Source organism: Streptococcus sp., from assembly GCF_030825805.1.
Taxonomy (GTDB): Bacteria; Bacillota; Bacilli; order Lactobacillales; family Streptococcaceae; genus Streptococcus.
In genome coordinates this window covers 31655-55422 of record NZ_JAPJPF010000004.1, presented here as the reverse complement: position 1 = coordinate 55422, position 23768 = coordinate 31655, and the positions used below count along the sequence as shown (strand labels likewise).

Annotated in this window: 23 protein-coding genes and 1 pseudogene; 22 read left to right on the top strand and 2 right to left on the bottom strand. The window is 41.3% G+C overall.

All coding sequences use genetic code 11. From position 1 onward, the window contains the following. The 17 genes and pseudogenes from RCH62_RS01465 to greA all read left to right on the top strand — a co-directional run. Positions 1-407 (top strand): annotated as a pseudogene (locus RCH62_RS01465) (NADP-dependent phosphogluconate dehydrogenase); the annotation flags it as partial. A gap of 9 nt (positions 408-416) precedes the next feature. Next, entirely contained in the window at positions 417-1106 is a 690-nt protein-coding gene (locus RCH62_RS01460; RefSeq protein WP_129822395.1) for a response regulator transcription factor, read from the top strand. A gap of 276 nt (positions 1107-1382) precedes the next feature. Further along, positions 1383-3572, top strand: a complete 2190-nt coding sequence (locus RCH62_RS01455; RefSeq protein WP_154854190.1) for a PTS transporter subunit IIBC — start codon at positions 1383-1385, stop codon at positions 3570-3572. Between the two features lie 63 nt (positions 3573-3635). Further along, on the top strand, positions 3636-4451 hold the full coding sequence (locus RCH62_RS01450; RefSeq protein WP_129822394.1) for an endonuclease/exonuclease/phosphatase family protein: 816 nt from the start codon (positions 3636-3638) through the stop codon (positions 4449-4451). A gap of 113 nt (positions 4452-4564) precedes the next feature. Then, a complete protein-coding gene (gene nrdR, locus RCH62_RS01445) occupies positions 4565-5038 on the top strand; it encodes a transcriptional regulator NrdR (RefSeq protein ID WP_006595763.1) in 474 nt (157 codons plus the stop codon). Beyond that, positions 5039-6211: a DnaD domain protein gene (locus RCH62_RS01440; RefSeq protein WP_306474458.1), complete on the top strand. Its 1173-nt coding sequence runs from the start codon at positions 5039-5041 to the stop codon at positions 6209-6211. Further along, a complete protein-coding gene (dnaI, locus tag RCH62_RS01435; protein ID WP_023024133.1) occupies positions 6212-7111 on the top strand; it encodes a primosomal protein DnaI in 900 nt (299 codons plus the stop codon). After that, positions 7108-7824: an NADPH-dependent oxidoreductase gene (locus RCH62_RS01430; RefSeq protein ID WP_195348063.1), complete on the top strand. Its 717-nt coding sequence runs from the start codon at positions 7108-7110 to the stop codon at positions 7822-7824. Before dnaI ends, RCH62_RS01430 begins: the two co-directional genes overlap by 4 nt. Before the next feature lie 16 nt (positions 7825-7840). After that, positions 7841-9151: a ribosome biogenesis GTPase Der gene (gene der, locus RCH62_RS01425; protein ID WP_006595767.1), complete on the top strand. Its 1311-nt coding sequence runs from the start codon at positions 7841-7843 to the stop codon at positions 9149-9151. 6 nt (positions 9152-9157) lie between these two features. Continuing rightward, positions 9158-9604 (top strand): hypothetical protein, encoded by a 447-nt coding sequence (locus RCH62_RS01420; protein WP_129270178.1) that lies wholly within the window; start codon positions 9158-9160, stop codon positions 9602-9604. Between the two features lie 400 nt (positions 9605-10004). After that, the gene (locus RCH62_RS01415; RefSeq protein ID WP_306474457.1) at positions 10005-13100 is read left to right on the top strand and encodes a DEAD/DEAH box helicase; all 3096 of its coding nucleotides are present in this window, start codon (positions 10005-10007) and stop codon (positions 13098-13100) included. Positions 13101-13157: 57 nt separating this feature from the next. Beyond that, positions 13158-13826, top strand: coding sequence for a cystathionine gamma-synthase (locus RCH62_RS01410; protein ID WP_129270182.1), 669 nt, complete (start codon positions 13158-13160; stop codon positions 13824-13826). A 14-nt stretch (positions 13827-13840) separates the two neighbouring features. After that, complete coding sequence (gene murC / locus RCH62_RS01405; RefSeq protein ID WP_006595771.1) at positions 13841-15175, top strand: UDP-N-acetylmuramate--L-alanine ligase; 1335 nt, start codon at positions 13841-13843, stop codon at positions 15173-15175. Between the two features lie 9 nt (positions 15176-15184). After that, a complete protein-coding gene (locus tag RCH62_RS01400) occupies positions 15185-15613 on the top strand; it encodes a GNAT family N-acetyltransferase (protein ID WP_306474456.1) in 429 nt (142 codons plus the stop codon). Positions 15614-15625: 12 nt separating this feature from the next. Further along, positions 15626-16126 (top strand): GNAT family N-acetyltransferase, encoded by a 501-nt coding sequence (locus tag RCH62_RS01395; protein ID WP_123160547.1) that lies wholly within the window; start codon positions 15626-15628, stop codon positions 16124-16126. Between the two features lie 74 nt (positions 16127-16200). Further along, entirely contained in the window at positions 16201-17790 is a 1590-nt protein-coding gene (gene mltG, locus RCH62_RS01390; protein WP_306474455.1) for an endolytic transglycosylase MltG, read from the top strand. 68 nt (positions 17791-17858) lie between these two features. Continuing rightward, entirely contained in the window at positions 17859-18341 is a 483-nt protein-coding gene (gene greA / locus RCH62_RS01385; RefSeq protein ID WP_023024120.1) for a transcription elongation factor GreA, read from the top strand. 398 nt (positions 18342-18739) lie between these two features. On the opposite strand, the gene yidC is transcribed toward greA, so the two are convergent. Further along, complete coding sequence (yidC, locus tag RCH62_RS01380; RefSeq protein ID WP_120701702.1) at positions 18740-19678, bottom strand: membrane protein insertase YidC; 939 nt, start codon at positions 19676-19678, stop codon at positions 18740-18742. A gap of 78 nt (positions 19679-19756) precedes the next feature. Continuing rightward, on the bottom strand, positions 19757-20035 hold the full coding sequence (locus RCH62_RS01375; RefSeq protein WP_023024118.1) for an acylphosphatase: 279 nt from the start codon (positions 20033-20035) through the stop codon (positions 19757-19759). A 73-nt stretch (positions 20036-20108) separates the two neighbouring features. Here RCH62_RS01375 and RCH62_RS01370 point away from each other — a divergent pair, with 73 nt between their 5' ends. The 5 genes from RCH62_RS01370 to RCH62_RS01350 all read left to right on the top strand — a co-directional run bounded on the left by RCH62_RS01370 (position 20109) and on the right by RCH62_RS01350 (position 23723). Next, on the top strand, positions 20109-20849 hold the full coding sequence (locus RCH62_RS01370) for an RNA methyltransferase (RefSeq protein ID WP_023024117.1): 741 nt from the start codon (positions 20109-20111) through the stop codon (positions 20847-20849). A 61-nt stretch (positions 20850-20910) separates the two neighbouring features. Further along, positions 20911-21375, top strand: coding sequence for an HD domain-containing protein (locus tag RCH62_RS01365; RefSeq protein WP_306474460.1), 465 nt, complete (start codon positions 20911-20913; stop codon positions 21373-21375). Positions 21376-21404: 29 nt separating this feature from the next. Then, positions 21405-22091 carry a Bax inhibitor-1/YccA family protein gene (locus RCH62_RS01360; protein ID WP_129270194.1) on the top strand — a complete coding sequence of 229 codons (687 nt, stop codon included), beginning with the start codon at positions 21405-21407 and terminating at the stop codon, positions 22089-22091. An 82-nt stretch (positions 22092-22173) separates the two neighbouring features. Further along, positions 22174-23424 (top strand): diaminopimelate decarboxylase, encoded by a 1251-nt coding sequence (locus RCH62_RS01355; protein ID WP_306474454.1) that lies wholly within the window; start codon positions 22174-22176, stop codon positions 23422-23424. A 56-nt stretch (positions 23425-23480) separates the two neighbouring features. Next, positions 23481-23723, top strand: a complete 243-nt coding sequence (locus RCH62_RS01350) for a YneF family protein (protein WP_006595782.1) — start codon at positions 23481-23483, stop codon at positions 23721-23723. The last annotated feature ends 45 nt before the right edge of the window (positions 23724-23768 follow it).

Genomic DNA, 23768 nt, shown 5'->3' with positions numbered 1-23768 from the left:
GTTTTGCTCAATTGCGCGTCGCTTCTAAAGAAAATAATTGGAACTTGCCATTTGCAGACATCGCATCTATCTGGCGCGATGGCTGTATCATCCGTTCTCGTTTCTTGCAAAAGATTACAGATGCTTACAATCGTGATGCAGATCTTGCCAACCTTCTTTTGGATGAGTACTTCTTGGATGTAACAGCTAAGTACCAACAATCTGTTCGTGACATTGTAGCTCTTGCTGTTCAAGCTGGTGTACCTGTCCCAACCTTCTCAGCAGCCATCACTTACTTTGATAGCTACCGTTCAGCAGATCTTCCAGCGAACTTGATCCAAGCACAACGTGACTACTTCGGTGCTCACACATACCAACGTAAGGATAAAGAAGGTACCTTCCACTATTCTTGGTACGACGAAAAATAATTGTAGGTTATGACAAAGCGGATATTACTAGTAGAAAATGAAAAGAATTTAGCGCGCTTTATTGATTTAGAACTTCAGAAAGCAGGCTATGTAGTTGATTTGGTAGAACAAGGGGAACTCGCCTTGAAACTCCTGCAGGCTACAGAATATGATTTAATTCTTCTCAATTACGAACTAGAAGATATGAGTGGGGAAGAGTTTGCCCAGCGTCTGAGCAAGATTCGTCCTGCAGCAGTCTTGATTGTCTTGGATAGTCGTGAGAAAATTTCAGAGCATATGGAGAGTATCCAACGATTTGCAGTATCTTATGTCATCAAACCATTCGTGATCAGTGATTTGGTTGAGAAAATCATCGCTATTTTTAGAGGTCGTGATTTTATTGACCAACATTGTAATCAGATGAAAGCTCCTACTTCCTATCGAAATTTGCGTATTGATGTCGAGAATCATATGGTGTATCGGGGAGAAGAAGTGATTGACCTGACACGTCGAGAATATGACCTGTTAGCGACTTTGATGGGAAGCAAACATGTCCTTAGTCGGGAGCAACTCTTAGAGCGGGTGTGGAAATATGAGAGTACAGCAGAAACCAATATCGTTGATGTCTATATTCGCTATCTTCGTGGGAAGATCGATCTGCCAGGACAAAAGAGCTATATCAAAACTGTCCGAGGTGTCGGCTACCAAATGCAAGAATAACAACAATCCCTTTGATGAGAAATCTCAAAGGGATTTTTTTGTTTGTCAAAAAGGAAGAAAGAAAAATTTTTTAAAAAAATTTTTTTAAAATCTTGTGAAAGAAGCAAACGTTTGCCTGGATTACAGTATTTCCAAGGCCTTTGTATATAATGTTTGTGAATTAAAAATTTACATGTAAGGGCTTTACAAAAAGAAAAAAAGTGGTATAATAGTAAGTGAAATATGCAAACGTTTTCTCGTATTGCGGGCATTTCAATTTTATAAGGAGGTCGAATGATGAATAAACAATCATTCAAAAGTCTATTAAGCTTTGAATTTTGGCAAAAATTCGGTAAAGCGTTGATGGTGGTCATTGCAGTTATGCCGGCGGCAGGTCTGATGATCAGTCTTGGTAAAACCATTGCAATGATTAATCCAGAACTTGGTTTCTTGGTAACTACCGGTGGTGTTCTTGAACAGATCGGTTGGGGGGTTATCGGAAACCTCCACATCCTCTTTGCTCTCGCTATCGGTGGTAGCTGGGCGAAAGAACGTGCGGGTGGGGCCTTTGCAGCAGGTCTATCCTTTATCCTGATTAACCGGATCACTGGTGTGATGTTCGGTGTAACAGGAGATATGCTGAAAGATCCAGAAGCGAAGGTGAAAACACTTCTTGGTGGATCTATCAAGGTTGCTGATTACTTCACGAGTGTGTTAGAATCACCTGCCTTGAATATGGGAGTTTTCGTTGGGATTATTGCCGGTTTTGTAGGGGCAACAGCCTTTAACAAATACTACAACTACCGCAAGTTACCAGATGCCCTATCATTCTTTAACGGGAAACGCTTTGTTCCATTTGTCGTTATCCTTCGTTCTGCAATTGTGGCTCTTATCTTGTCATTCTTATGGCCAGTAGTCCAAACAGGAATTAACAACTTTGGTATTTGGATTGCTAACTCAAAAGAGACTGCTCCAATCTTAGCACCATTTGCTTTCGGTACCTTGGAACGTCTCTTGCTTCCATTTGGTCTTCACCACATGTTGACTATCCCAATCAACTATACTCAATTGGGTGGTACTTATGAAGTGTTAACTGGTGCAGCAAAAGGCACTCAAGTATTTGGTCAAGATCCACTTTGGTTGGCTTGGATTACAGACTTAGGAAATACAAAAGTTTCTGACCCTGCTACTTACCAACACTTGTTGGATACTGTCACACCTGCTCGTTTCAAAGTGGGACAAATGATCGGTTCATTCGGTATCTTGATGGGGGTTGCCCTTGCCATTTACCGTAATGTAGACCCTGATAAGAAACACAAATACAAAGGGATGATGATTGCGACTGCTCTTGCAACCTTCCTCACAGGGGTTACAGAACCAATCGAGTACATGTTTATGTTCGTAGCAATGCCTCTTTACCTCGTTTATGCAGTGGTACAAGGTGCAGCCTTCGCGATGGCAGATATCGTCAATCTCCGTGTCCATTCATTTGGATCAATTGAGTTCTTGACTCGTACACCAATGACCATTAAAGCTGGTATTGGTATGGATATCATTAATTTCATCTGGGTAACTGTACTTTTTGCAGTGATCATGTACTTCATTGCAAACTTCATGATCCAGAAATTTAACTACGCAACTCCTGGACGTAATGGAAACTACGAACAAGCTGAGGGTGGTGCAGAAGAGTCTGAAACTTCAGGTTCAAGTAAAGTGGCTGCTGCTTCTCAAGCGGTTAACATCATTAACCTTCTTGGTGGTCGTGCCAATATCGTCGATGTAGATGCATGTATGACTCGTCTTCGTGTTACTGTTAAAGACGAAACTAAAGTCGGAACAGAAGAACAATGGAAGGCTGAAGGAGCAATGGGACTTGTCATGAAAGGACAAGGTGTCCAAGCGATTTACGGTCCAAAAGCGGACGTCTTGAAATCAGATATCCAAGATTTGTTAGACTCAGGTGAAGTGATTCCTGAAACTCTTCCAAGTCAAAAGACAGCGGTTCAACAAGCAGAAGTTGCCTTTAAAGGGGTGACGGAAGAAGTTCACTCAGTTGCTGAAGGACAAGTCATTGAATTAGAAAAAGTTCAAGATCCAGTCTTCTCACAAAAAATGATGGGTGACGGATTTGCAGTTGAACCAGCAAATGGTCAGATTGTTTCACCAGTAGCTGGTAAGGTGACAAGCGTCTTCCCTACCAAACATGCGCTTGGTTTGGTAACAGAATCTGGTCTTGAAGTCCTCGTTCATATCGGTCTTGATACTGTAAGTTTGGAAGGTAAACCTTTCACAGTGAAGGTAGAAGAAGGCCAAACAGTGGCAGCGGGAGACCTATTGGTAGAAGCAGATTTGGATGCTATTCGTGAAGCTGGACGTGCAACTTCAACAGTTGTAGTCTTCACAAATGGTGCAGCAATTAAATCTGTTACTCTTACACAAACTGGTCAACTTCCAGCAGATGCTGTGGTTGCTAAGGTTGAATTATAATCTATGAGAGTTATTCCTTGTATCTATTGGATACAGGGAATTCTCTATTAGGAGAGTAGGATCATGAAATTTTTAACTTTAAACACTCATAGTTGGATGGAAGAAAATCCCCAACAAAAATTTGAGGACTTATTAAAAGACATTCTTGAAAAGCAATACGACTTGATTTGTTTCCAAGAAATTAATCAGACCATCGAAAGTCCAGTTGTTCCTGTTAATGACTTGTACCATCCAACTCCTTCTTCGGAGCCGATCCATCAGGATCACTATGTTCGTTGTTTAGTTGAAAAATTAGAAGAAGAAGGATTGAGCTACCACTGGACCTGGGCTTATAACCATATCGGCTATGACCGTTATCATGAAGGTGTGGCGATTCTATCGCGTACCCCAATCCAGGCAAGCGAACTCTTGGTTTCAGATGTGAATGATCCAACAGATTATCATACACGACGGATTGCCATTGCAGAAACCCAAGTTGATGGGAAAGACATTGCTGTTGCCAGTGTTCACCTCTCTTGGTGGGACAAAGGCTTCCAGCAAGAGTGGGCGCGTTTAGAAGAACGCTTTAGCCAATTGCAAAAGCCTTTGATTTTAGCTGGGGACTTTAATAATCCAGCTGGGCAAGAAGGTTATGAAGCCATTTTAGCGAGCCCGCTAGCTCTTCAAGATAGCTTTATTGAAGCTCGCCAGACCAAGGGGACTTACACTGTAGGTCCTGGAATTGATGGATGGGATGATAATCAAGTACCCTTGCGGATTGATTATATTTTCACCTCAAAAGAATGGGTTATCGAACGGCTAGAAGTTGTGTTTGATGGTTCTAGTCAGCCTCTCGTCAGCGACCATTATGGTTTGTCAGCTGACTTGTATTTACCATAAGATTCAAATCCCTATGCCTTTAGGAGGCTAGGGATTTTCTTTGTTTCGCTTGCTTTCACTTTAGCCCTAAATATGATAGAATAAAGTATTAAGAAACGATAAGGAGGGTGTCCATGCGGTGTCCAAAATGTGGCGGAAATAAGTCTAGTGTTGTAGATAGTCGCCAGGCAGAAGATGGAAAAACGATTCGTAGAAGAAGAGAATGTGATGAATGTCATCATCGCTTCACCACTTATGAACGAGTAGAAGAGCGGACTCTTGTTGTGGTGAAAAAAGATGGCACCCGGGAACAGTTTTCTAGAGATAAAATATTTAATGGGATTATTCGATCTGCTCAGAAACGTCCCGTGTCGAGTGACGAAATTGAGGAAATTGTGGGGCGAATCGAACAAAAGATTCGTAGTCAGAGTGAAAATGAGATCCAGAGTGACTATATCGGATCACTTGTCATGGACGAGTTAGCAGAATTGGACGAAATTACCTATGTTCGATTTGCGAGTGTCTATCGTAGTTTCAAGGATGTTGGTGAATTGGAAAGTCTCTTAAAGCAGATTACCAAAGGAACGAAGAAGAAAAAGGAAAAATAGATGAAGCCCAATACTTCATTTTCTTTCTTGAAGAATAATTATTTAGCGCCTACAGGAGCCTCTTTCACGCATCTGTATGGACCAATATTAGGTGTTCAAGCAAGTCAATTATATACTTTTCTGCTGAGTCTCTATGATCAGGGGAAAGAAAAACGGCTGATTGCTGTTGTTTTAAATCATTTGGATCTAGGTTTCGCTCATTTTCTCGAAAGTTTAGACCGCTTGATTGCCATGAATTTATTAGAGGTTTATGAAACAGAAGAAGGACTTCAGTTCCGATTTTTGGCTCCGCTAGAAGCAGATCAATTTTTCGCGAATATCGCTTATCAGAAGTTGCTGGAGAAAAAAATAGGAGAAGCAGCAGTTCGTGACTTGCTTCCTGAAAAACCAGAGGGAGAGAAACGGAAGGTGAACTTTGCCTCTATTTTTGGGATTGATGGTGTTTCGACCCCTCAGAGGAAAGTATCTTCCTTCAGTTTAGAGCACTTTAAACAATTAATGGTACGGGATGGCCTTCGTTTTGAGAACGAACAAGAGGACCTCTTAGTTCTTTATGCCATCACCGAAGAGAAGAATTGGACTTGGTACGAGACCTATCTGTTGGCCAAGGAGACAGCGGTTAATTTGGTCATTTCGACCAAACGGATGAGACAAAAACTGACCCAAGAGCCACAAGAAAAAGGTAAGGATGAGTTCACTCCGCAGGAAAGGGCCATTATCCGGGAAGCTAAAAATAAGACCAGTCGTCAATTTTTAGCAGGAATAAAAAAAGCGCGTAAGGCTGTTGTGACCCAATCAGAACGCCAAGTAATTTCTGACTTGGCCCGTTTAGGCCTGTTAGATGAAGTTATAAATGTGATCTTGTTGTTTACCTTTAACAAGGTTGCTTCCGCCAATCTCAATGAAAAGTATGCCTTAAAAGTTGGAAATGACTTTGCTTATGAGGGGATAAAGACGGCTGAGGAGGCCGTTCTGAAGATCCGCCAGCGCCAAGACTCCCATTTACAAAAAGCAAAAGAGAAAGTAGCTAAGAGTGGGTCAGCGACAGGAAAGACCAATGTTCCGAAGTGGAGTCAGCCTATCTATACCAATCAGACTAGCCAAGAAGAACAGGCTAATCTGGAACAACAAAAACGAGCCTTGCTCGAGAAATTAAATCAAGGAGGGGAGTAAATGGAGAGCGTAGGGAAAACCATGTCCCAGATGAATCGATCACAGCAGTTCAATTATGAAGAATTGGTAGCTCAAATTCTCGCCGAACCTGAGATTGCAACCTTTATTCAAAAGGAGGGTTTATCGGATGTAGAAATCCGTCGTAGCATTTCCAAATTTAACCAATACATCAGTGAGCGCAATCGCTTTGTCCTTGGGGATGCAGATTATATTGCAAGAGGGTATAAGCCTGTTTTAGTCATGAATGAAGGTTATGCGGATGTTTCCTATGAGGAGACACCTGAATTAATCGAGGCACAAAAACAAGCCGCTATCAATAGACGCTTGCAGCTGATCAACTTACCAAGCACCTTGAAGGAAGCTTCCTTAGCGAAAGTCGACTTGGATGATCGTGGGCGTTTTGGAGCCTTTGAAGAGTTGGCCAATTTTGTTGCTTCCTATCCTCAAGCTCGTAAAGGGATTTTTCTATATGGAGATTTTGGAGTTGGGAAAAGCTATATGATGGCAGCTCTTGCTCATGACTTGTCTGAAAAACGTCAGGCTTCCTCCACCATTCTACATTTCCCAAGCTTTGTCATCGATGTCAAAAATGCCATTAATACAGGTCAGGTTAAAGAGATGTTGGATCAGGTCAAGAAGGCTGAAATTTTGATTCTTGATGATATTGGGGCAGAGCAAATGTCGCCTTGGGTCCGGGATGAAGTCTTGCAAGTGATTTTGCAACATCGGATGCAGGAGATTCTTCCAACCTTCTTTACTTCGAATTTCAACTTTGAAGATTTGGAACGTCATTTTGCTACATCTCGGAATGGAGATGAGACTTGGCAAGCCAAACGTGTCATGGAGCGAATCAAGTTCCTTGCTAAAGAAGTCCGCCTAGAAGGAGAAAATCGCCGATGAATCCTGTTATTGATTTGATGAAATCTCATTCCTCTGTCCGTCGCTTTAAGGAGGAGGACATCAAAGAGGAAGACCTTCAAGCAATCCTAACAGCAGGACAGATGGCTTCCTCTTGGAAGAACTTCCAGTCTTATTCCATTATCTTAGTGAGAAGCCAGGAAAAGAAAGAGGGGCTCTATCAATTCGTCCCTCAGGAGGCAATTCGTCAATGCTCTGTTTTCTTACTGTTTGTAGGAGATCTCAACCGAGCTGAAAAAGGGGTTCGAATGCATACGGATCAATTCCATCCAGAAGGACCAGATAATTTATTGATTACTTCTGTAGATGCGGCCTTGGCAGGTCAGAATACCTTGCTAGCTGCTGAAAGTCTAGGCTACGGAGGAGTCATTATTGGCTTGGTTCGGTATGAAGCGGCTGAAGTGGCCAAACTATTTAACTTACCAGACTACACCTATCCTGTCTTTGGGATGGCTTTAGGAGTGCCAAATCAGAACCATCCTGTGAAGCCCCGCCTTCCTTTGGAAGCTGTTGTCTTCGAAGAAAGTTACCAGGAGCAGACTCCTGAAGTGATTGAAGCCTTTGATCGAGTACAGACTGCCTATGCTGGAGCACGGGCAACGGATACTTGGAGCCAACGCTTGGCTGCCCAATTTGGACAGGAAGAACCAGCTGCTACGGCAGAATTATTAAAGAAACACCAACTAGAAAAATAAGAGAAAAGAGGACACCATGGCTTTACCTACTGTTGCCATTGTAGGACGTCCAAATGTCGGGAAGTCAACGCTCTTTAACCGGATTGCCGGTGAGCGGATTTCCATTGTCGAGGATGTCGAAGGGGTTACTCGGGACCGTATTTATGCAACGGCTGAGTGGCTCAACCACCAATTTAGTATTATTGATACTGGCGGGATTGATGACGTGGACGCACCTTTCATGGAGCAAATCAAGCACCAAGCGGAGATTGCCATGGATGAAGCAGACGTCATTGTCTTTGTCGTATCTGGAAAAGAAGGGATTACCGATGCAGATGAGTATGTGGCTCGGATGCTCTACAAGACCCACAAACCAGTCATTTTAGCGGTCAATAAAGTGGATAACCCAGAGATGCGAACTGACATCTATGATTTCTACGCTCTTGGCCTGGGCGAACCTTTGCCAGTGTCATCTGTGCACGGGATTGGTACAGGGGATGTTTTGGATGCTATTGTTGAAAACCTTCCGACGGATCGGGAGCCAGAAAATCCAGATGTCATCAAGTTCAGCTTGATTGGTCGCCCAAATGTCGGAAAATCTAGTCTGATCAATGCCATCCTTGGGGAAGACCGCGTCATTGCCAGTCCTGTAGCAGGGACTACGCGGGATGCGATTGACACCCATTTCACGGATGCAGAAGGCCAAGAGTACACCATGATTGATACAGCCGGAATGCGAAAATCTGGTAAGGTCTATGAAAATACAGAGAAATATTCTGTCATGCGGGCTATGCGAGCTATCGATCGCTCGGATGTGGTCTTGATGGTCTTGAACGCAGAAGAAGGAATCCGCGAGTACGATAAGCGGATTGCCGGATTTGCCCATGAAGCTGGAAAAGGGATGATCATCGTGGTCAATAAGTGGGACACCCTTGAAAAGGATAACCATACCATGAAGCAATGGGAAGATGATATTCGAGATCAGTTCCAATACTTATCTTATGCACCCATTATCTTTGTCTCTGCTCTGACCAAACAACGCCTGCACAAGTTACCAGATATGATCAAGCAGATCAGTGAGAGCCAAAATACACGCATTCCTTCAGCTGTCTTGAACGATGTCATCATGGATGCCATTGCCATTAATCCGACACCGACAGATAAAGGAAAACGTCTAAAAATCTTCTATGCGACTCAGGTTGCTACCAAGCCACCAACCTTTGTGGTCTTTGTCAATGAAGAAGAGCTCATGCACTTCTCTTATCTTCGTTTCTTGGAAAATCAAATTCGGAAAGCCTTTGTCTTTGAAGGAACCCCAATCCATTTGATTGCTCGGAAACGGAAGTAGGTATTTATGAAAATTTTGAAACAAGGACTCATGTTGGCTGTCCCATTCGTTGTGTTTCTAGGACTAACAGCTTGTAGCATTGAAAGAGAAGAAACCTATGAGAAAAAAGATAAAGACATTCTTCTTCGAGTGACGATTCGACATAGAGCCAATCAAATGATCTCTGAAGAGTTTTGGGCTGATAATTTTAATGTAAATATTGAAGATGACTCTGAGTTCGAATATATTAAAAAAGAAATTGTTGAACCTAAAAAAGGAATTTCGGGCTATACAACAGATGTGAGTCGGACGAAAGAGGGTGGACTGATGATTCATACCAAGATCGTCTACCAAGACTTAGATATTGAAGCCTTAAATAAAGCCAACGATGAGAAAAAAACGTTTGGAGAACTGGCCAACTATTCAGAACATATCAAAAATTTCAAAAAAGAAGGTTATAAGAGAATAAAATAAAAGGAACACACTTGGTGTTCCTTTTAGAATGTAAACAAACCATTTTTAACATAAAATAGCTAGCTATATTTCAAATAATGACTTTTATTTTTGGAGTCATTCAAGTAGATCTGAAACTTTCCGCCGTGAGAAAAGTGCTAGAAACAAGATTGTTTCTAGCACTCGGGAGTTTTGGAACCTTGGGTCCAAAACTAAGTCATGGAACTTCATAGAAGTTCGTTGACGTCCGTACTCACCTAAGGGAAGTTTCTAAGAATACCTCTTTTTTAATTTGAATGGAAAAAGAAAAGTGGAGTAGGTGATAGTAAAATCAGGCATTGAATTCTTCACAATTCTTTGTCTTTTTTTCTATTTTAGAGGGGATATGATATAATAAAGGGATAAACATAAGGTGGTAAATATGGCAAAATTAATTCCTGGGAAAATCCGTTCAGAAGGAATCCTTCTCTATGAAAACGGGAAAGTATCCCTACAGGAAATGAAGAATCAGTACCTCTATTTCAGAATTGACAATGAGTCCCTCCGCTATAGTCTAGATGATCAAGCAATTTTTTGTAGTTGTGAGTTTTTCCAGAAGAAAAAATTCTGTGTGCATTTAGCCGCAGGAGAAGCCTTTTTAAAAAATGATGAAGAAGGGAAGGAACTCTTGCTTGGTTTGGAGCAAGATGCAACAGAAAGTCAAGAAACAAAGGAAAAAGTATCTTTTGGAAGTTTGTTTTTAGATCAAGTCCTACCAAAAATTGAAAGCAAAGAAGTCCGTTTTGGTCTTTCAGCAACCGGTCATGTAGACGACTATTCCGGTCAGTTTTTGTGGACCCTTCGTATCTATCGCAGACCGGATGAGAGATCTTATGTGGTGCGGGATGTTGTAGCTTTTTTGCAAGCCATCAGAAAACAGTCCCATTTTGCGATTGGAAAAAGTTATTACGAGCCGATTTCCTATGCAGCCTTTGACCCTGAAAGTCGTGCCTTAATTCGATTCTTAGAAGGCTTGTTATCGGGAGATACGGTGCATGATGCCCTCTTCTTTCCAAATGGGGGTCGTCATCTTTACTTTCCAATGAGTTTCTTTGAAGAAGCTGTGCAAGTATTGATGGACCTACCGTCCTTTACCCTTGAAGTCGGACTGGATACCTATCAGGAAGTATTCTTTCAAGAACTCCAGGAAGATTCAGGCTTGTTTTCTTTCCAAGTAGTGGAAATGAAGGAGTTTATCGAACTACAGGTTCAAGTGGCTTCCTATAAAATGGTGGAAGGTCGCTTTCTTTTGGCAAATGGCCATTTTTATCAAATATCACCGCTTCAAAAGATTTTGATTGAGGCTGTGCAGAGTTTACCCCTCTCCAGTGATCAGAAAAGACATGTTCAATTTGATTTGTCTGATCAGACCAAATTAACCTATAGCTTAGAGCAATTTAGGAAAATTGGTGAGGTGAAAGCACCAAGTAATTTCTATATTCACGATTTTCAACCTCACTTTGCTTTTGATTTATCGGAGCAAGGAGAAGTGTTGCTGGATCTAGTTTTTGTCTACGAGGAACGCATCGTTCGCTCTGAGAAAGAACTTAAGGATCTGCCTTATTCCAGTAATTTTGATAAGGAACGTTTGGTTTTTGAAACCATCTTGACAGCTGGCTTTACCAATCAATTTCAAACCAAACGAGCTCCTCTCCTTCCCAAGCAGATCTATCCCTTCTTTCATCAGACCCTTCCTTTGTTTGAAGAACTGGGAGAGGTCGAAGTTTCGGACAAGTTGTTAGACCTGTATCAGGTTGAAAAGCCAAAGATTGCCATTCAAACCAGTGGTCGTCTCCTTGAGATTGGTTTTGAATTTGACTCCATTGATCCCTCTGAGGTTGAGCAAGTGATGAGTGCCTTGGTTGAGAAGAATGACTATTATATCAGTCAATCAGGAAAGGTTCTAATCTTTGATGAAGAAACCAAGCGGATCAGTCAGACTTTATTGAATCTTCGTGCAAAGAAGACAAAAACAGGTCAGTTGCAAACCAATCGCATTGCAGCCTTCCAGCTCTCCCAGTTATTTGAGTCAGCTGACAATGTCCAATTTTCTGAAGAGTTTCGTCACTTGGCTCATGATTTGATTCATCCAGAGCAATTTCCATTAGGTAAGCTACAAGTAACTGCTAAACTTCGAGATTATCAGGAAGTCGGAGTCCGCTGGCTATCCATGCTCAATCACTATGGTTTTGGGGGGATTTTGGCAGATGATATGGGGCTTGGAAAGACCCTCCAGACCATTGCCTTTCTCTCAAGTGTTGCGATGGCGGATTCTAAGATTTTGATTTTAGCCCCATCTAGTCTAATCTATAATTGGAAAGAGGAGTTCGAAAAATTTGCTCCACAAATGGAAGTGGAGGTTATCTATGGCCTCAAAGCAAGTCGCGACGAGGTGATTGCAAGCAACCCTCAGGTAGCGATCACCAGTTACGCTTCCTTCCGCCAGGACGTAGAGCAATACGAAAAAAATCAGTACCAATACCTCATCTTGGATGAAGCCCAGGTCATGAAAAATTCCCAAACCAAGATTGCCCAATACTTACGGAAATTCGATGTTCCTCATACCTTTGCTTTGTCGGGAACTCCAATAGAAAACCATGTAGAGGAACTCTGGTCGATTTTCCAAATTGTTCTTCCTGGTTTGTTTCCGGGTAAAAAAGAATTTAAACAATTGAGTCCAGCGACTATTTCTCAATACGTCAAGCCCTTTATCATGAGACGGAAAAAAAGTGAAGTCTTGCAGGAACTTCCAGATTTGATTGAGATGACCTATAAGAATGAATTGGCTGACAATCAAAAAACGATCTATTTAGCCCAGTTGAAACAAATGCAAGACCGCATTCTAAGCTCTTCTGAAGAGGAACTTAATCGCAGTAAGATGGAAATCTTATCTGGTTTGATGCGTCTTCGTCAGATTTGTGATACGCCATCCCTCTTTTTAGAGGACTATACTGGAGAGAGTGGGAAGTTGGATAGCCTTCGAGAACTGCTAGAGCAGATCAAAGATGGAAACCAACGAGTGTTGATCTTCTCACAATTTAGGGGCATGTTGGATATCATTGAAAAAGAGTTGGATGCTCTGAAGATGACTTCGTTTAAAATCACAGGATCTACGCCAGCTAATGAGCGCCAAGATATGACTAACGCCTTTAACTCCGGTCAAGGGGATGCCTTTCTCATTTCCTTGAAAGCAGGTGGAGTTGGCTTGAATTTGACAGGTGCTGACACGGTTATTTTAGTTGACCTATGGTGGAACCCTGCGGTAGAAGATCAAGCCATTGGTCGTGCCCATCGAATGGGACAAGATAAGAATGTTGAGGTCTACCGGATGATTACTCGAGGGACCATCGAAGAAAAAATTCAAGAGCTCCAGACTAGCAAACGTCATTTAGTTTCTACCATATTAGATGGTACCGAAACGCGCTCCAGCCTTTCTATTGAAGAAATTCGGGAAATTTTGGGTATTTCGGTAGAATAACTTGAAAAATTAAATGAATAGTTTATAATTAATGAAGTGTCGAAAGGAAGAAATAGGATGACGGATAAGCAGTTTCCTCAAGTAGCAGATGATGAATTGATGCTAACTCAAATGCCCCATATGAATTTATATGATGATGGGGACTTCATTAGTAATATTCTTGGGGAGTATACAGATAAAAACTATTTAGAATGGGAGCCAATTGCTACTGGAAAGGTAGCAGAGCAACCTTATCAAAAAAATCTACAAAAATCCCTTCAAAAACCATTTGAAGTGCCTAAGTCAAGAAGGCAGCCGATGACTCCTGATTTCAAGGAGCCTGTTGATAAAAAGAGCCCGGCGAATCGCTACGCAGAAGAAGCTCGTGAAGCAGCGCGTGCTGATTTGAAAAAGAAGCGGACGGCTCCGTATTTAACAGCAGATATTGCATCTAAGCCTAATCGTAAAAAATTCACCCCTTCTTTCATGCCAAAAGGGAAGCCGACAGCTCCTTTTCAAAAAGAAAATCCCGGTGAATTGATTAAATATGGTGAGCGACTGAAACAAGAGCAATTGATCCTTTTAGAAGGGGCTGGGGAACTTCCAGTTCAAGAATCCCATCAAGAAGAGAAACCAAAAAAGAACAATTATGATTTCTTGAAAAAGAGTCAAATCTATAACAAGGATCAACAGAACATTCCAACGAGACCTATTAAACAAGAACTCAATGTGACCAATCTGGACTAGCAGGAGGAGAAACTATGTCAAAAACATTTCATTTTATCGGAATAAAAGGAGCTGGTATGAGTGCCTTGGCTCTCATGCTCCATCAGATGGGACACACTGTACAAGGATCTGATGTAGAGAAATATTACTTTACTCAAAGAGGTCTGGAGCAAGCAGGGATTACCATCCTACCATTCAGCGAAGAAAATCTTACTGGAGATCAAATCTTGATCGCTGGAAATGCCTTTAAACCTGAGAACAACGTAGAAATTGCTTATGCAGATGCTCAAGGCTATACCTATCAACGCTACCATGAATTCTTAGGTGAATTTATGCGTGATTTTGTCAGCATGGGAGTAGCAGGAGCTCACGGGAAAACCTCTACTACAGGGATTTTGTCTCACGTTCTGTCTAATATCACAGATACTAGCTATTTGATTGGGGATGGAACTGGTCGTGGTTCGAAAGGTGCTAAGTACTTTGTCTTTGAATCAGACGAGTACGAACGTCACTTTATGCCTTACCACCCAGAGTATTCGATTATCACCAATATTGATTTTGACCATCCTGACTACTTTACTGGCCTAGAAGATGTCTTTAATGCCTTCAATGATTATGCCAAACAAATCTCCAAAGCCTTGTTCATCTATGGGGAAGATCCTGAGCTTCGTCGGATTACAGCTAATGCCCCAATCTATTACTATGGCTTTGAAGAAGAGGGCAATGATTTTGTAGCCAGTGATCTCTTGCGTTCTACTACTGGATCAACCTTTACTGTTCACTTCCGTGGAGAAGATTTGGGACAGTTCCAAATCCCATCCTTCGGACGTCACAATATCATGAATGCTACAGCGGTCGTTGGTTTGCTTTATATCGCTGGATTCGATCTTGATTTAGTTCGGGAACACTTAAAAACATTTGGCGGGGTCAAACGTCGCTTTACAGAAAAGATTGTCAACGATACCGTCATCATTGATGACTTTGCCCACCATCCAACTGAAATCATTGCTACTTTGGATGCGGCACGTCAAAAGTATCCAAGTAAGGAAATCGTAGCGGTCTTCCAACCTCATACCTTTACTCGGACGATTGCTCTCTTGGATGAATTTGCGGATGCCTTGAACCAGGCCGATGCAGTTTACTTGGCACAGATTTATGGATCAGCCCGTGAAGTGGATCATGGGGATGTAAAAGTGGAAGATCTAGAAGCGAAAATCATCAAGAAATCAGGTGTGATTACAGCTGAAAACGTTTCTCCACTCTTGGATCATGACAATGCTGTCTATGTCTTCATGGGAGCAGGAGATATCCAGACCTATGAATATTCATTTGAACGTTTACTTGGGAACTTGACCAATAACGTTCAATAAGGAGATACCATGCAACCAAACCTTAGGATTCGGTTTGCTAAAGAAATTGATTGGGATGAGATCGAACAGATCACGTCCCAAAATTTTTCTTTTCAAAGTGCTAAACGACAAGAACTGAACGGATTCAGGACCCTGGTCTTGGAATTTGAAGAGCAAGTGATTGGGAGTTGCCTGATTCAAACAGAGGATCAGCTCGAAAATCCCTCTTTAAAATTATTGTGGTTGGAAATTCTTCCAGACTTTAGAAAACAAGGTTTTGGTACCTTGTTACTGGCCTCACTCAAGTCTCTTGTAGCTCAAGAATCCTTGTTAGGGATTCATGTGCTCTGCCAGGAAGAACTGATTCCGTATTTTGAAATGAATGATTTCCAACTAGAGATAGGGGGTAAGGAAGAAGGAGTTGAGGGCTATCAACTAAGTTGGTGCCTGTCCCTATAGAAAGGAAGAAAAATGAACATTCGTCGTGCAACTATTGATGATTTAGAAGCCATTCTTGCCATAGAACTGGAAAATTTTAGTCCAGAAGAAGCAATAGATGAGACAGTGCTTGCCAAACATATCGAATCGTTTCATAATAGCTTTTTATTGGCTGAAAAGGATGGCCAGCTCCTAGGCTATCTAGAAGGACCAGTTACTCAAAAGAGATATGTGGATGACCGTTCTTTTACAGTGGATGTAAGGGATGAGTCGCATCTACCAGGAGGTTTTATTACCATTACAAGTCTTTCGATAGCTCAGTCTGCACAAGGCTTAGGGGTTGGGAAAGCCCTGCTTGAGACCATGAAGAGGGTTGCTTTAGAAGAAGGACGGGAAGGGATCAGCCTGACCTGTCATGATTACTTGATTGAGTATTATGAAAGGAACGGCTTTGTAAACGAAGGTCGCTCGGCCTCTAACTATGCTGGGGAAGTCTGGTACGATTTAGTATGGGAGGTCCCATCAAGTAAGTAATCAATAGGATTTGAGGCCCTCAAGCCTCGTTCCTATTGATTTTCTATCCCTTTTAAGATATAATATTAAGGATTATGACAAGGGGGGTCAAGTATTTGACTGATAACCAACAAGAGAATGAAAAATTATTAAGCTTTAAAGAGCGGATTCTCCGTGATCTTGAAGAAGCAAATAAGCAGATTGTACAGGTTGAAAAAGAATATGATTTACCTGTTCAAGAAATCTCTAGTCCAGAAAACAAAGAAGAAGAGACGGAAGGATCACTTCCTGAACTTGTGTCAGAAGAGTCCGAAGTTCAGGACAAAGTAGAAATTCCAGAGGAAGCAGAAGTACCAGAAGTTACGGAAATTCCCGACCTTAAAGGTAGAGAAGATGAAACTCAAGAAGAAACACCTCTACCAGTTCAAGAGCCAACTCAAGAACCAGAAGTCTCAAGTCAGCCCGTAAAAGTTTCGAAAAAAGAAACCCCGGTATCTAGTGTTTCGCGCAAGGATCGTGACCAACGTGTTCAGAAAAAGAAAAAACAGAATACTATTGCTAAACGAATCGTCTTGACGGTTCTAGGAATTCTTTTTGTCTTAATGGTTGCAACTGGAATTTTCGCAGTGACCTATGTTCGATCTAACTTAAATGCAATGGATGTCAAGTCTACAGAGTTTGTAACCGTTGAAATTCCTGCTGGATCTAGCAATCGTGAAATTGGGACTATCTTGGAGAAAAAAGGCTTGATTAAGAATGGTCAGTTCTTCAACTATTACACCAAGTTTAAGAATTATGGAAACTTCCAATCCGGTTATTTCAATCTACAAAAGAGTATGGATCTAGAGACCATTATTCAAAAATTGCAAGAGCAAGGGACCAAAACTCCGGAACCACCGGTCTTAGGAAAAATTACGATTCCTGAGGGCTACACAATTGATCAAATCGCGCAAGTGGTTTCTGTGGATGCTAGTTCTAAATCTGGTGCCAAGACTCCATATACGCAAGAAGAATTCTTAAAAGTAATCCAAGATGATGCTTTTATTGAAAAGATGGTAGCCAAATATCCTAAGTTACTAGCAACCTTACCGTCCAAAGAAAGTGGGGTACGCTATCGCTTAGAGGGCTATCTCTTCCCAGCTACTTACGGTTATGGAAAAGATAGTAAAATGGAAGATCTTGTGGACCAAATGTTAGCTGCAATGGACCAAAATCTTTCAGCCTACTATGACACTATGGAAGCTAAAAACATTGATGTCAATGAGGCATTGACTCTGGCTTCTTTGATTGAAAAAGAAGGCGCTACAGATAAAGACCGCAAGGATATTGCCAGTGTCTTTTATAACCGTTTGAATCAAGATATGCCTCTTCAAAGTAATATTGCCATCTTATACGCACAAGGTCAATTAGGCAAGAAGACGACTCTGAAAGAAGACGCAACGATTGACACCAATATTGATTCACCTTATAATATCTACAAGAATACTGGTTTGATGCCTGGTCCAGTAGATAGTCCAGGGCTATCTGCAATTGAAGCAGCCGTCAACCCAAGCAAGACAGACTACCTCTACTTTGTCGCAAATGTAGAGACAGGGGAAGTCTATTTTGCGAAAACTTTTGAGGAACACACTAAAAACGTGGAAGAACACGTGAATAGCAAATTAACAGAAAGCAGCTCAAACTAAGGAGGATGTGGCATGCCACACCTTTTTAGTTCGAAAAAAATAATAGAAAAGAGAAAAGAGAAATAAATATGGCAGAAAAAACCTATCCAATGACCCTTGCTGAAAAGCAAAAGTTAGAACTTGAATTAGAAGAATTGAAATTAGTTCGTCGTCCAGAAGTTGTAGAGCGGATTAAAATTGCTCGTTCATACGGAGACCTTTCAGAAAACAGTGAATACGAAGCAGCTAAAGACGAACAGGCTTTTGTTGAAGGGCAAATCTCCAGCCTAGAAACAAAGATTCGCTATGCTGAAATTGTAGATAGTGATGCAGTCGCTGTTGATGAAGTAGCGATCGGAAAAACAGTCACCGTAAAAGAAATTGGTGAAGACGAAGAAGATGTCTACATCATCGTTGGTTCAGCTGGAGCAGATGCTTTTGCTGGTAAGATATCAAATGAAAGTCCAATTGGTCATGCCTTAATTGGTAAGAAAACAGGGGATACTGTGACGATTGAAACTCCAGCAGGAAGCTACCAAGTGAAAATCTTGAACGTTGAAAAAACAGAATAAAAAGAGAGTGAGTCACTCTCATTTTTTTTGAAGATAAAGTCTTCTGAAAAACTTTCCTTAGGTGACTACGGACGTCAGCGAACTTCTAAGAAGTTCCATGACTTAGTTTTGAGACCTTCGCTCTTTAATTTCCAGGCTCAGGCTAAAACAGTTCCCCAAACTGTTTTACTCTCAAAACTCCCGAGTGCCTGAAACACAATAGTTTCAGGCACTTTTCTCACAGCGGAAAGTTTTTCATCTTCTTAAATAACTAAAAAATAAAAGTCATTTTTTGATAATCATCTAACTGTTTTATGTAAAACAATAGTTTGTATCTATTATTATATGAGAATGAACCACTCTCATTTTTTTGTAGTAATGGGAAAAGCCGAGATGATATCTCGGCCTTTTTGCTAATATTAGTTACGGTTGCGTTGTTTTCCAGCGTTTCGTTTTTTGTTTCCGTTAGTTGGAATAGAACGATTAGAGTTGGCTGGATTGGTAGGTGTGATATCCTTTTTAATGCGACGTCCATTGGATGCTGGAGCTTTTGGAGGATTGTTTTTATATTCCTCTGCAACTTGTTTCCGCAATCTTGGACGGATGAGATAGTTAATGACAAATTGTTGAATAATCTGTACAAAACCACCGACTACCCAGTAAAGGGTTACACCAGCTGGTGCCATCAAAGAGAAGACTGCAATCATAATTGGGCTTACAAGAGCTGTTTTCTTCATGGTTTCTCTTTGGTTTTCATCTTCGATACCATGGAGAGAGAGCATACTTTGAATGTAGTAAAGAACAGCAACAACTAGGGTTAATGCCAGACTTTTTGAACCGAGATTAATGCCAAGGAAACTGCTCTTGCTGACTCCTGGAGTATACTGAGCTGCAAAATAAAGGGCAGAGAAGAATGGCATTTGAATCAACAAAGGCAGGCATCCAATACCACCGAATGGGCTGACGCCGTTTTCTTTTTGGGCATTCATCAATTCAGAATTGGCAAGTAGTTTTTCTTCTTGAGTCTCTGCATTTTTAATACGTTCTTGAATCGGTGCAAAAATCGGTTTGAGGTAGTTCATCTTTTCTGATTGGTAGGTTGCCTTCCAAGATTGATAAATACCTAGAGGGAAGATGATGATTCGAACGATTACGGTTACTAAGATAATCCCTAGACCAAAGCCAAGTCCAAGATCCGTCGCAAAGAAATTGATGGCTTCTCCCATTGGTTTTCCAATGAGATTCCAGACGAAACCGGTCGGTTGTTTGGTCGTCTTGTCAATGCTGACACATCCCGTTAAGAGGAGGAGGGCAGACAAGCTGAGGGCTGCAAGTAGATAACGTTTATATTTTTTCACGAGTTTTTATCCTTTAATTTTAAATAATACCTTTCTATTCTACTGTTTTTTTATCAAATTAACAATAGTTCTCTGGACTTAATTTGAAATTTTAAAATCTTTGTAGGGTTCGAAGTTTGCCAGATGGACGTCCAGATAAGAAACCTTGGAAAAAGGAGTAGGACCTTTTCGTATTTCTTGGATAAATTTGGCCATGAGGGCATTGTCTTCGCAGGCAGCAAGGATAGTGACTGTGCCGTCATCATTGTTCCAGACTCGACCTGTAATACCTCCGATTTCTAGTGCTAAGCTATAAACTCCCCAGCGAAAGCCAACACCTTGGACCCGACCTTGGGCTGTCATTTCAACTTTTTGCATGCTTGTCCTCCTTGTGATTGAATTCCTACTCAGGACGGAGAAGCTCCTCCTGTGAATGTGGTATAATAGTCTTATGAATATTATAACCTCTAAGTCCAATAATGGGATTAAAAAAGTTAAAAAACTTCATCAAAAAAAATACCGAACAGACTCCTACCTCATCGAAGGATGGCATCTTTATGAAGAAGCTGTCAATCATCAGGCACCGATTGAACAAGTCTTTGTTTTGGAAGAGTTTGTAGATAAGATCAAGATAGATGCGAAGGTGTCCATCGTATCTCCTGAGGTTTTAGCAGAAATTTCTGATTCAAAAAGTCCTCAAGGAATTGTGGCTGAGGTCAAGATAAATCCGATCCATCATCTTCAGCTGACCCAAGGACGGTATTTGTTGTTAGAGGATGTCCAAGATCCAGGCAATGTTGGAACCATGATTCGGACTGCTGATGCAGCAGGCTTTGACGGAGTGTTTTTAACCGATCAATCTGCGGATTTGTATAATATGAAAACCTTGCGCTCCATGCAGGGAAGTCATTTTCATCTTCCTGTTATCCGTTTAAACAGAGAGCAACTCTTGACAGGTATTAAAGAGAGCCAGCTCCCCATCTATGCGACCACCTTATCCAAGGACTCCGTTGACTATAAGAAAGTGGAAAAAGTCCCTGCTTTTGTGCTGGTCATGGGGAATGAAGGACAAGGTATTAGTGACCAGATGGCTGAGAAGGCAGATCAGCTGATTCATATCTCGATGCCGGGTCAAGCAGAAAGTCTGAATGTCGCAGTTGCAGCAGGGATTTTAATGTTTTCTATGATTTAAGAAGAGTGAGCTAGTTAGATTTAAGGAGGTAAGACTCGTGTATCAGAAAGATAAAGAATATATGGCTGAAGTGTGGCATTTGATTCAACACCCAAAACTTCAAAAATTAAAGGAAATTCCGCATCATATTCACTCCAATCGTTTGGAGCATTCTATTCATGTTAGCTACACTAGTTACCGCATTTCTAAGAAGATGGGCTGGGATACCAAAAGTACAGCGAGAGGAGCTCTTCTGCACGATCTTTTTTACTATGATTGGCGCCAAGTCAAATTCAATAAGAGCCATGCTTGGGTCCATCCACGAATAGCTGTACGAAATGCAAAAAAGATAACAAGCCTCAATAAAAAAGAAGAGGATATCATCCTCAAACACATGTGGGGATTGACGCTTGCTCCACCACGTTACAAAGAATCTTTCCTCGTGACCATGGTCGATAAGTACTGGGCTATCAAAGAAGCCTCAGAACCAATGAGAAAAAAGTGGTCAAAGAGGAGACTTTTCCATCGAAAAATGTTAAAATCATAATAATTTAAGTTTGAAAGGAATGATTGATTATGAATCAACAAACCGTTATCCACGAACAAAGTGGCCTTAATAGCTTTTATAGCAAAATTTATTCTCTAGTCGGAGTTGGAGTTGGAATCTCAGCTGTTGTATCAGCTTTGATGATGACCCTTTTCCAAGAAACCTTCATGTATATTCTAATTCAGGCTCCATGGGTCTACTATATTGCCATTGCCGTTGAATTGATTTTAGTCCTTGTCGCTTCTAGACAATCGGTGAAAAACAATCCCATGGCCTTGCCTCTCTTTTTAACCTATTCCGCTTTGAATGGTTTTACCTTGAGTTTTATCATTGCTCGCTATGCTCAAGCGACAGTTTATAAAGCTTTTGTAGTCAGTGCCTTGATGTTCTTCATCATGTCAGCGATTAGTCGTGTGACCAAAAAAGACTTGTCTGGAATGGGACGAGCCTTTATGGGAGCCTTGATTGGTATCATCATTGCTTCAATTGCGAATATTTTCTTACAAAGCTCTGGTATGGATTATGTCCTTAGCATCCTTTGTGTGATTATCTTTGCAGGTTTGACTGCTTGGGATAATCAAAAGATTCGTTATGTCTATGAACAATCCAATGGTCAACCAACCAATGGTTGGGTAGTTGCCTTGGCTTTGGAACTTTATCTTGATTTTATCAACTTGTTCATCAATATCTTACGTATTTTTGGACGCAATGATTAATAGAAAGAGCCGGGGAACCGGCTTTTTTTGTTGGAAAACTTGTGATATACTAAAGAAAATTGATAGAAATGAGAATCTTCAAATGAAACGTCCATTTATTAGCAGGGAGAAATTAAAACAAATTACTGAAACCTATCCAACTCCCTTTCACCTATATGATGAAGCTGGTATCCGGCAGACAGCTCGTGCCCTCCATCAAGCTTTTTCTTGGAATCCAGGTTTTAAAGAGTATTTCGCTATCAAAGCAACCCCTAATCCAGCCATCCTAAAAATCCTAAAAGAAGAAGGATGTGGCGTGGATTGTGCTAGCTATGTGGAATTGTTGATGGCTCAAAAATTAGGATTTACGGGCCAAGAGATTATGTTTTCTTCGAATAATACGCCGGCTGAAGAGATGGTCTTTGCCCGTCAACTAGGAGCGACTATCAACTTGGATGCCTACGAAGATGTAGCTTTTTTACAGTCAGTTGCGACTCTACCGGAGGTTATCTCTTGCCGCTATAATCCAGGAGGGGTGTTTGAACTGGGAACGGATATCATGGATCACCCTGAGGAGGCTAAGTTCGGCATGACCAAGGAGCAATTGATCCGAGCCTTCCGTGAGTTAAAAGACTTGGGGGTTAAGCGCTTTGGAATCCATGCCCTCTTGGCTTCGAATACCATCTCTAATGATTACTATCCAGAATTGGCTAAGCAATTATTCCAGTTGGCTGTAGAAGTTGTTGAAAAGACAGGGGTGACTTTGGATTTTGTCAACCTTTCTGGAGGGGTTGGAGTGAACTACAAACCAGAAGACCAGCCGAATGACATCGCTGTGATTGGGGAGGGGGTTCGTCGTGCTTACGAGGCTATTTTAATCCCTGCTGGCTTAGATCAAGTAAAAATTTATACGGAATTAGGCCGCTTCATGTTGGCACCACATGGCTTGTTAGTCACCCATGTCACCCATAAGAAGCAGACTTATCGGACCTATCTAGGAGTAGATGCTTCGGCTGTCAACCTCCTCCGTCCTGCTATGTACGGGGCCTACCACCATATCACCAATCTCGATCGTCCAGAAGGTGAGACAGAAGTAGTCGACATTGTTGGTAGTTTGTGTGAAAACAATGACAAATTTGCCAAGAATCGGGAGTTTCCTATCTCTGAGATTGGGGATCTCTTGGTCATCCATGATACAGGAGCGCATGGTTATTCCATGGGCTATCAGTACAATGCCAAGCTTCGCTCTGCCGAGATTTTATTAGAAGAATCAGGCCAAACTCGTCTCATCCGACGGGCCGAAAAACCAGAGGATTACTTTGCAACATTGTATGGCTTTGACTTTGAAAAATAGGGCCTTTTTGGTATAATAGAAAATGTGTAAATATTGAATTTAGGAGAAAAACACTTATGTCTACATTTTTGACAATTTTATTGATTATCCTTGCTTTCTTTGGTGGAATGTTGGCAGGTATGTACCTACTTCGCAAGCAGTTTGAAAAAGAATTTGCATCAAACCCACGTTTGAATGTTGAAGCAGTTCGTACATTGTTGGGAGCTAGTGGTCAACGTCCAAGTGAAGCGAAGGTGCAACAAGTCTACCGTCAAATTCTGAATCAACAAAAAGCATCTTTGAATACGAAGAAGAAATAAAAGCAAAACAGATGACACAATAAAATAAGTAGAGGGACTTTAAGA

Bases quoted from the DNA above. Each gene is read 5' to 3' on its own strand.
- RCH62_RS01460 (WP_129822395.1), top strand. From the start codon at position 417: ATGACAAAGCGGATATTACTAGTAGAAAATGAAAAGAATTTAGCGCGC.
- RCH62_RS01455 (WP_154854190.1), top strand. From the start codon at position 1,383: ATGAATAAACAATCATTCAAAAGTCTATTAAGCTTTGAATTTTGGCAA.
- RCH62_RS01450 (WP_129822394.1), top strand. From the start codon at position 3,636: ATGAAATTTTTAACTTTAAACACTCATAGTTGGATGGAAGAAAATCCC.
- nrdR (WP_006595763.1), top strand. From the start codon at position 4,565: ATGCGGTGTCCAAAATGTGGCGGAAATAAGTCTAGTGTTGTAGATAGT.
- RCH62_RS01440 (WP_306474458.1), top strand. From the start codon at position 5,039: ATGAAGCCCAATACTTCATTTTCTTTCTTGAAGAATAATTATTTAGCG.
- dnaI (WP_023024133.1), top strand. From the start codon at position 6,212: ATGGAGAGCGTAGGGAAAACCATGTCCCAGATGAATCGATCACAGCAG.
- RCH62_RS01430 (WP_195348063.1), top strand. From the start codon at position 7,108: ATGAATCCTGTTATTGATTTGATGAAATCTCATTCCTCTGTCCGTCGC.
- der (WP_006595767.1), top strand. From the start codon at position 7,841: ATGGCTTTACCTACTGTTGCCATTGTAGGACGTCCAAATGTCGGGAAG.
- RCH62_RS01420 (WP_129270178.1), top strand. From the start codon at position 9,158: ATGAAAATTTTGAAACAAGGACTCATGTTGGCTGTCCCATTCGTTGTG.
- RCH62_RS01415 (WP_306474457.1), top strand. From the start codon at position 10,005: ATGGCAAAATTAATTCCTGGGAAAATCCGTTCAGAAGGAATCCTTCTC.
- RCH62_RS01410 (WP_129270182.1), top strand. From the start codon at position 13,158: ATGACGGATAAGCAGTTTCCTCAAGTAGCAGATGATGAATTGATGCTA.
- murC (WP_006595771.1), top strand. From the start codon at position 13,841: ATGTCAAAAACATTTCATTTTATCGGAATAAAAGGAGCTGGTATGAGT.
- RCH62_RS01400 (WP_306474456.1), top strand. From the start codon at position 15,185: ATGCAACCAAACCTTAGGATTCGGTTTGCTAAAGAAATTGATTGGGAT.
- RCH62_RS01395 (WP_123160547.1), top strand. From the start codon at position 15,626: ATGAACATTCGTCGTGCAACTATTGATGATTTAGAAGCCATTCTTGCC.
- mltG (WP_306474455.1), top strand. From the start codon at position 16,201: ATGACAAGGGGGGTCAAGTATTTGACTGATAACCAACAAGAGAATGAA.
- greA (WP_023024120.1), top strand. From the start codon at position 17,859: ATGGCAGAAAAAACCTATCCAATGACCCTTGCTGAAAAGCAAAAGTTA.
- RCH62_RS01375 (WP_023024118.1), bottom strand. From the start codon at position 20,035: ATGCAAAAAGTTGAAATGACAGCCCAAGGTCGGGTCCAAGGTGTTGGC.
- RCH62_RS01370 (WP_023024117.1), top strand. From the start codon at position 20,109: ATGAATATTATAACCTCTAAGTCCAATAATGGGATTAAAAAAGTTAAA.
- RCH62_RS01365 (WP_306474460.1), top strand. From the start codon at position 20,911: ATGGCTGAAGTGTGGCATTTGATTCAACACCCAAAACTTCAAAAATTA.
- RCH62_RS01360 (WP_129270194.1), top strand. From the start codon at position 21,405: ATGAATCAACAAACCGTTATCCACGAACAAAGTGGCCTTAATAGCTTT.
- RCH62_RS01355 (WP_306474454.1), top strand. From the start codon at position 22,174: ATGAAACGTCCATTTATTAGCAGGGAGAAATTAAAACAAATTACTGAA.
- RCH62_RS01350 (WP_006595782.1), top strand. From the start codon at position 23,481: ATGTCTACATTTTTGACAATTTTATTGATTATCCTTGCTTTCTTTGGT.